This is a genomic window from Micromonospora sp. NPDC049107 (genome assembly GCF_040648595.1).
In the GTDB taxonomy this organism is placed as follows: domain Bacteria; phylum Actinomycetota; class Actinomycetes; order Mycobacteriales; family Micromonosporaceae; genus Micromonospora.
Map to the genome: position 1 here is coordinate 22,492 of NZ_JBEZEC010000021.1, position 7,423 is coordinate 29,914.

A 7,423-nucleotide genomic window follows, 5' to 3' on the forward strand; every position below is an offset into this window, starting at 1 on the left:
CGTGGTCACCGTGCTGCTGCCCGGCCCGTTGCGCGGCGAGGCCGGGGGCGCGAGTCGGCTGACCGTCACCGCCGCCGGGACGCTGCGGGCGGTCCTCGATGAGGTTGCCGTCGCGCATCCCCGGCTGGCCCGGCGCATCCGTGACGAGCGCGGTGAGCTGCGCCGCTATGTGAACGTCTTCGTCGACGGGGAGGACTGCCGGCATTCCGGAGGTCTGGCCACGACGGTCGTGGACGGCGCGGAGGTGCAGGTGTTGCCCTCCGTGGCGGGCGGCTGAGCGAGCCGGTTCTGCGACGTGATGTCCGGTTGCGGTGGTGACCGGCGCCACTGCGCGACGTCCCGCCGACGGAATAGTTGACTCGTCAAATAAGTTGTGAGCTGCGTCCGGGTACCACGACGGCATCCGGTTGACACGCGAGGAGCTGGTCATGCAGTTCGGAGTCTTCACCGTCGGTGACGTCACGGTCGATCCGACCACCGGTCGGGAGCCGACCGAGCATGAGCGGATCAAGGCGATGGTCGCCATCGCACTCAAGGCCGAAGAGGTCGGGCTCGACGTCTTCGCCGCCGGGGAGCACCACAACCCGCCGTTCGTCCCGTCGTCCCCGACCACCATGCTCGGTCACATCGCGGCCCGCACCGAGCGGCTGTTGCTGTCCACCGCGACCACGCTGATCACCACCAACGACCCGGTGAAGATCGCCGAGGACTACGCGATGCTCCAGCACCTGAGCGACGGCCGGGTGGACCTGATGATGGGCCGTGGCAACACCGGCCCGGTGTACCCGTGGTTCGGCAAGGACATCCGCGCCGGCATCCCCCTGGCCATCGAAAACTACGACCTGCTGCACCGACTGTGGCGCGAGGACGTGGTCGACTGGAAGGGCAAGTACCGCACGCCGTTGCAGTCCTTCACCTCGACGCCGCGCCCGCTCGACGGGGTGCCGCCGTTCGTCTGGCACGGCTCGATCCGCAGCCCCGAGATCGCCGAGCAGGCCGCGTACTACGGCGACGGTTTCTTCGCCAACCACATCTTCTGGCCCAAGGAGCACACCCAGCGGATGGTCGGCCTCTACCGCCAGCGGTACGCCCACTACGGCCACGGCTCCGCCGACCAGGCCATCGTCGGCCTCGGCGGCCAGGTGTTCATGCGCCGCAACTCGCAGGACGCCGTCCGGGAGTTCCGGCCGTACTTCGACAACGCCCCGGTCTACGGGCACGGGCCGTCGCTGGAGGAGTTCACCCGGGAGACCCCGCTGACCGTGGGCAGCCCGCAGCAGGTCATCGACCGGACGCTCGGCTTCCGCGAGTACGTCGGCGACTACCAGCGGCAGCTGTTCCTGATGGACCACGCGGGCCTGCCGCTCAAGACGGTGCTGGAGCAGCTCGACCTGCTCGGCGAGGAGGTCGTGCCGGTGCTGCGCAAGGAGTTCGCCGCCCTGCGCCCGGCGCACGTGCCGGACGCGCCCACGCACGCCTCGCTCGTCGCCGCGGCCGGCGGCGCGAAGGACAGCACCGTGCACGCCGTCGACGACGTGACGGGCAAGGCGCCGGAGGGGGCGACCCGATGACCCGCCGCACGCTGGCCGTGGTGTCGGCGGGGCTGAGCCAGCCCTCGTCCACCCGGCTGCTCGCCGACCAGCTCGCCGGGGCGACCCGCGACGAGCTGGTCCGGCGGGGCCACGACGCCGAGCTGCGCGCGATCGACCTGCGCGAGTACGCCCACGACGTCGTCAACAACATGCTCACCGGGTTCCCGCCGGCCGCGCTGCGCGAGGCCATCGACACGGTGACCGGGGCGGACGGCATCATCGCCGTCACCCCGATCTTCAGCGCCTCGTACAACGGGCTGTTCAAGTCGTTCTTCGACGTCCTCGACGCGGGCTCGCTGGTCGACCGGCCGGTGCTCATCGCCGCCACCGGTGGCACCGCCCGGCACTCCCTCGCGCTGGAGCACGCGGTCCGTCCGATGTTCAGCTACCTGCGGGCGGTGGTGGTCCCCACGGCGGTCTTCGCCGCACCGGAGGACTGGTCCGACGGGACCGCCGACGGCGCGTTGCGGGGCCGGATCCGGCGCGCCGCCGGGGAGCTGGCCGACCAGGTCGAACGCCGGCCGCCCACCAGCGGCCCGGCGGACCCGTTCGCCCTCACCACCGACTTCCTGCAGATGCTCGGCCGAGGTGGCGACGCCCCGGTCAGCTGACCGGGTGGGCCACCAGCACCGGGCAGTGCGCGTGGTGGACGGCGGCCTGATTGACCGAGCCGAGCAGCAGCCCTTCGAACTGCCCCCGCGCCGCGCCGCCCCCACTCCGACGCCGATCTTGCAGATTCTGTTGGCGGAATGTCGTCTTGGTGAGCTTGTGTCGCGACAGGAAGTGCAAGATCGGCGAAAGCGGGGGTGTCGGGGGTGGGGCTTACTCTCGCCGGGTGACTTTTGAGGTGCTGCTGCGGCCGGTGCGCGAGGACGATCTCGTGGAGTTCTTCCTGCACCAGCAGGATCCCGAAGCGAATCGGATGGCCGCGTTCGGTCCCGTCGACCCGTCCGACCACCGCGAGTTCGCCCGCCACTGGGCGCGTGTGCTCACCAACCCGGCGAACCGGGTCCGCACCGTCGAGGCCGACGGCGAGGTGGTCGGCTACGTGAGCGCCTTCCCGGTCGACGACCAGACCGAGGTCAGCTACTGGATCGACCCGACCCGCTGGGGTCGGGGCTACGCCACCGCGGCCCTGGCCGCGCTGCTGCGCGAGCTGCCCCGGCCGGTGCACGCTCGGGCCGCCAAGGACAACGCCGCCTCTCTCGCGGTGCTGCGCAAGTGCGGGTTCGTCGTGGTCGGTGCCGACTCGGGGTACGCCAACGGGCGCGGCACTGAGGTCGAGGAGTGGCTGCTGGAGCTGCCCGCCGACGCCCCTGACCTGGGCTAGCACTAGTCTCGCGGGGTGAACTGGTTGGATCTGGTCGGCTGGGCCGGCTCCGCGGTGCTGGTCTGGTCGCTGCTGCAGTCGCGCATCCTGCGCCTGCGCGCCTTGAACCTCGTCGGTTGCGCCGTGCTGATCGGCTACAACGCCGCCATCGAGGTGTGGCCCATGGTCGGGCTCAACATCGTCCTCGCGGTGATCAACATCTGGTACCTGCGGGGAATGCTCGCCACCCGCCACGACGAGCAGACCTACCAGGTGGTCCAGGTCGGGGTCGACGACCAGTTCCTCGCCCACACGCTGCGGGTGCACGGGTCGGACATCGCCCGCTTCAACCCCGACTTCCACTGGGATCCGGCCGCCGCCGACCGCTCGGCCTTCCTCGTGGTCACCGCCGACGAGGTGGTGGGGGTGGTGCTGTCGCACGCCGAGGCACGCGGGGTCGCCCAGATCGACCTGGACTACGTGACCCCGAAGTTCCGGGACTTCACGCCCGGCGAGTTCGTCTACCGGCGCAGCCGCCTCTTCACCGAACGCGGCTTCCACCGGGTCGTCAGCCCGCCCGGCATGGTCGCCCCCTACTACCACCGGCTCGGTTTCCGGCCCGAGGGCGACTCGTACGTCCTCGACCTGCCCGCGTCACCCGCAGCCGAATCGGCGTAGCGTCACCCCGGCAGGGTTCGGCCGACCCCGCACGGGGCACAGAAGCGCGTACGCCGGGCGGCCTCGTCGACCGGCGGGCGCCGTGCGTACGGCCGGCGTCACCATCGCAGAGGGAGCGAACCGGGCGTGCAGAGCTACGGGAGCCAACTGGCCCTGGTCGGGATCCTGATCGTGATCAACGCGCTCTTCGCCGGCAGCGAGATGGCGTTGGTGTCACTGCGGGACAGCCAGATCCAGCGCCTCGAACGCACCAGCCGGGCCGGAGGGGTGCTCGCGCGGCTCGCCAAGGACCCGAACCGCTTCCTCGCCACCATCCAGATCGGCATCACCCTGGCCGGCTTCCTGGCCTCCGCCGCGGCGGCGGTCTCCCTCGCCAAGCCCCTCGTGCCGCTGCTCGGGGTGTTCGGCAACGCCGCCGAGACGGTGGCGATCGTGGTGGTCACCCTCGCGCTGACCTTCGTCACCCTCGTCTTCGGCGAGCTGGCGCCCAAGCGGATCGCCATGCAGTCCGCCGAGCGGTGGGCCCTGCTGGTGGCCCGCCCGCTCGACGTGCTCGCCAGCCTCACCCGCCCGGCCGTCTGGGCCCTCGGCGCGACCAGCGACCTGGTCGTCCGCCTGTTCGGGCTCAACCCGAAGCACGAGCCCGAGGAGATCGGCCCGGACGAGCTACGCGACATCGTCGCCGGCAACCACGGCTTCACCAAGGAACAGCGCACCATCATCGCCGGCGCGGTGGAGATCGCCGACCGGCGGTTGCGGGCTGTGCTCGTACCCCGGTTGCAGGTCTTCACGCTCGACAGCGGGACCACGGCGGAGGCCGCGCGGCTCGTGCTGGCCGCCACCGGGCACTCCCGCGCGCCGGTGGTGCGCCACGGCGGCCTGGACGACACGGCCGGCGTGATCCATCTGCGCGACCTGGTCGGCGTGCCCGACGACCGGCCGATCGACGAGATCGCCCGCCCGCCGATGCTGCTGCCCGACTCGCTGCCGGTGGTGGACGCGCTGCGTCAGTTCAAGGCCGAGCGCCAGCACATCGCGCTCGTCGTGGACGAGCGTGGCGCCGTCGACGGCATTGTGACCCTGGAGGACATCCTGGAGGAGATCGTCGGGGAGATCTACGACGAGACCGACCGGGACGGCTACTCGGTGCGCCGCGAACCGGACGGCGCGATGGTGCTGCCCGGCACCTTCCCGGTGCACGACCTGCCGGACATCGGCGTCGAGCTGCCCTCGCGCCCGGCCGGCGACTACACCACCGTCGCCGGGCTGGTGCTGGCCCGACTCGGGCACATCCCGACCGTCGCGGGGGAGGACGTCACCCTGGACGGCTGGGTGCTGACGGTGGCCGACATCGACCACCGGGCCATCACCGAGGTACGCCTGCGGCAGGTCCCCGCCGCCGACGACGCCGACGGGGACGACGCTGACGAGGCCGTCGAGCCGGTGCTGGACGAGGCCCGGAGCTGACCGGGCCCGCCGGTCAGTCGCGCGAGAGGTTCTGCAACCGGACCTGACCGCGGGCGACCAGGCGTTCCTTGGCGTCGCTGATCTCCACCTGCCAGAGCTGCTGGCTGCGCCCCCGGTGCACGGGGGTGCCGACCGCCCGCAGCTCGCCATCGGGCACGGCCCGCAGGAAGTCGGTCTGGTTCGACACCCCGACCACCGTGCCCCGGTCGCCCAGCCAGAGCGAACCGCCGACGCTGCCCGCCGTCTCCACGACCGAGCAGTACACCCCGCCGTGCTGGATGCCGAACGGCTGGTGCAGCTCCGGACGGACCTGCCAGCTGATGACGACGCGGTCGCCGGTCGCCTCCTCAAAATTCAGGCCGAGCAGGTTGACGAAACCACCCGTCAGATCCGGCATCTCCACGGCAGAACCCTCCTCCAAGAGCGGGGCGCAAGCGTAACCGGGCGCGTCGCTCCAAACCCGGTACGGGTCGATGCCGCCGATGGGGGAGAATCGGTGACCGTGACCGACAGCAACCTCCCGCCGTCCGGGCGGGACTCCCTGACCGACGACCTGCTCTGGCGTGGCCTCATCCAGGACTCGACCGGCCTCGACGAGCTGCGTGAGCTGCTCGACGGCGCGACGGCCACCACCTATTACGTGGGCTTCGACCCCACCGCGCAGAGCCTGCACGTCGGCTCGCTCATGCAGGTCACCACGGCCCGGCGGCTGCAACTCGCGGGTCACCGCCCCCTGCTGCTGGTGGGCGGGGCGACCGGGCAGATCGGTGACCCGAAGGAGAGCGCCGAGCGGACGCTCAACCCGCCCGAGGTGATCGCCGGCTGGGTCGAGCGGATCCGCGAGCAGCTCGCGCCCTTTGTGTCGTACACCGGGGACAACGCGGCGCAGCTGGTCAACAACCTGGACTGGACCGGTGAGATGTCGGTGGTCGACTTCCTGCGGGACGTCGGCAAGCACTTCCCCGTGAACAAGATGCTGGCGCGGGAGGTGGTGCGGGCGCGGCTGGAAACCGGCATCAGCTTCACCGAGTTCAGCTACCAGCTGCTGCAGGCGAACGACTTCTTCGAACTGCACCGCCGGCACGGTTGCCAGCTCCAGTTCGGCGGCTCCGACCAGTGGGGCAACATCACGGCGGGCGTCGACTACGTGCGGAGGCGCGGCGCGGGGCCGGTGCAGGCCTTCACCACGCCGTTGGTCACCAAGGCCGACGGTACGAAGTTCGGCAAGACCGAGGGCGGGGCGGTCTGGCTCGACCCCACGCTGACGAGTCCGTACGCGTTCTACCAGTTCTGGCTCAACGTCGACGACCGCGAGGTCGACCGCTACCTGCGGTACTTCAGCTTCCGTACGCGCGACGAGCTGGAGGAGCTGGCGAAGGCGACGGCCGAACGGCCGGCGGCCCGGCTCGCCCAGCGGGCGTTGGCCGAGGAGCTGACCACGCTGGTGCACGGCCCCGAGGAGACCCGGCAGGCGGTCGCCGCCAGCCAGGCGCTGTTCGGGCGGGGCTCGCTCGACGACCTGGCAGCGGAGACGCTGCGCGCGGCGCTCACCGAGGCCGGGCTCGTGCGGCTCACCGGCGAACTGCCGGACGTGGCGGGTCTGCTGCGGGACTCCGGGCTCGTGAGCGGCCTCAAGGAGGCCCGTCGGGTCATCGCCGAGGGCGGCGCCTACGTGAACAACACGAGGGTGACCGAGGTGGACGCCACGGTGTCGACCGGCGACCTCCTGCACGGCCGATACCTGGTGCTGCGCCGGGGAAAGCGGTCGTTCGCGGGCGTTGAGCTGGGGGAATAGTCGATCGTCGACGATGTGACGGGGGACGCGTCCGGCGGATTTGACGATCATCGGGCCGGACGCGTAACTTTCTCTCTGCCAGCGCGGAACGGACGAAACAGGCGAAAGCCTGAAGCGGCCGGAGCGTGGTGACGGCCTCGGGGTCGGACGGTTTTGCCGTCAGATCGCCGACCGGGTGGTGCTCACGGAAACGCCGCGAGGCGGATTTGGTGCGGCGGAACCGACCGGGTAAGGTAGTCAGTCGGCAGGGAAACGGGCGAGCAAGCGGGCAACCGCTGCGGCCGGCCTGCCAACCCATGACGAGAGCGGCGCGAGCCGGTCGAACCATGGTGCCCGCAACACGGCAGAAAGCACGACGAACCGGGAAACACCGGTTTGACACGGCAGAAACCAGCGGGTAACGTAGTAAAAGTGCCTGGCGCTGAAAGCGCCGGGGACGCGGAACGAAAAGCCCCAGGTTGGGGCCCCAGCAATGGGGCTTCGAGTTGGTGTGTGGTTGTTCTTTGAGAACTCAACAGGGTGCTTGTAAAGCCAGTGCCAATTATGATTTATACCCCGGACTGGCAGCCTGCTTTTGGTGGG

At 70.6% G+C, this 7,423-nt stretch carries 8 protein-coding genes and 1 pseudogene; 7 read left to right on the top strand and 2 right to left on the bottom strand.

The genetic code is table 11. The annotated features are described in order from the left end of the window. Nucleotide 1: 1 nt before the first annotated feature. The 3 genes from AB0B55_RS32350 to AB0B55_RS32360 all read left to right on the top strand — a co-directional run bounded on the left by AB0B55_RS32350 (nucleotide 2) and on the right by AB0B55_RS32360 (nucleotide 2,203). On the top strand, nucleotides 2–277 hold the full coding sequence (locus AB0B55_RS32350) for a ubiquitin-like small modifier protein 1 (protein WP_357134698.1): 276 nt from the start codon (nucleotides 2–4) through the stop codon (nucleotides 275–277). Between the two features lie 151 nt (nucleotides 278–428). Then, nucleotides 429–1,571: an LLM class flavin-dependent oxidoreductase gene (locus tag AB0B55_RS32355; RefSeq protein ID WP_357175928.1), complete on the top strand. Its 1,143-nt coding sequence runs from the start codon at nucleotides 429–431 to the stop codon at nucleotides 1,569–1,571. Beyond that, a complete protein-coding gene (locus AB0B55_RS32360) occupies nucleotides 1,568–2,203 on the top strand; it encodes an FMN reductase (RefSeq protein ID WP_357134694.1) in 636 nt (211 codons plus the stop codon). Before AB0B55_RS32355 ends, AB0B55_RS32360 begins: the two co-directional genes overlap by 4 nt. Here the strand turns inward: AB0B55_RS32360 and AB0B55_RS32365 are convergent. Beyond that, a pseudogene (locus AB0B55_RS32365) lies at nucleotides 2,196–2,291 on the bottom strand (universal stress protein); the annotation flags it as partial. The gene AB0B55_RS32360 and the pseudogene AB0B55_RS32365 overlap by 8 nt on opposite strands. 136 nt (nucleotides 2,292–2,427) lie before the next feature. On the opposite strand from AB0B55_RS32365, the gene AB0B55_RS32370 reads away from it, so the two are divergent. The 3 genes from AB0B55_RS32370 (at nucleotide 2,428) to AB0B55_RS32380 (ending at nucleotide 5,046) form a co-directional block, all read left to right on the top strand. Continuing rightward, nucleotides 2,428–2,922: a GNAT family N-acetyltransferase gene (locus AB0B55_RS32370; RefSeq protein WP_357134692.1), complete on the top strand. Its 495-nt coding sequence runs from the start codon at nucleotides 2,428–2,430 to the stop codon at nucleotides 2,920–2,922. Nucleotides 2,923–2,937: 15 nt separating this feature from the next. Beyond that, on the top strand, nucleotides 2,938–3,579 hold the full coding sequence (locus AB0B55_RS32375; RefSeq protein WP_357134690.1) for a hypothetical protein: 642 nt from the start codon (nucleotides 2,938–2,940) through the stop codon (nucleotides 3,577–3,579). Between the two features lie 126 nt (nucleotides 3,580–3,705). Continuing rightward, nucleotides 3,706–5,046, top strand: a complete 1,341-nt coding sequence (locus tag AB0B55_RS32380) for a hemolysin family protein (RefSeq protein WP_357175931.1) — start codon at nucleotides 3,706–3,708, stop codon at nucleotides 5,044–5,046. 13 nt (nucleotides 5,047–5,059) lie between these two features. Here the strand turns inward: AB0B55_RS32380 and AB0B55_RS32385 are convergent, their stop codons facing one another. Further along, complete coding sequence (locus AB0B55_RS32385) at nucleotides 5,060–5,467, bottom strand: PaaI family thioesterase (protein ID WP_357175934.1); 408 nt, start codon at nucleotides 5,465–5,467, stop codon at nucleotides 5,060–5,062. Nucleotides 5,468–5,548: 81 nt separating this feature from the next. On the opposite strand from AB0B55_RS32385, the gene tyrS reads away from it, so the two are divergent. Continuing rightward, a complete protein-coding gene (tyrS, locus tag AB0B55_RS32390; RefSeq protein ID WP_357134727.1) occupies nucleotides 5,549–6,841 on the top strand; it encodes a tyrosine--tRNA ligase in 1,293 nt (430 codons plus the stop codon). Nucleotides 6,842–7,423 lie beyond the last annotated feature (582 nt).

Coding starts and splice junctions, on each gene's coding strand:
- AB0B55_RS32360 (WP_357134694.1), top strand. CDS start 1,568: ATGACCCGCCGCACGCTGGCCGTGGTGTCGGCGGGGCTGAGCCAGCCC.
- AB0B55_RS32355 (WP_357175928.1), top strand. CDS start 429: ATGCAGTTCGGAGTCTTCACCGTCGGTGACGTCACGGTCGATCCGACC.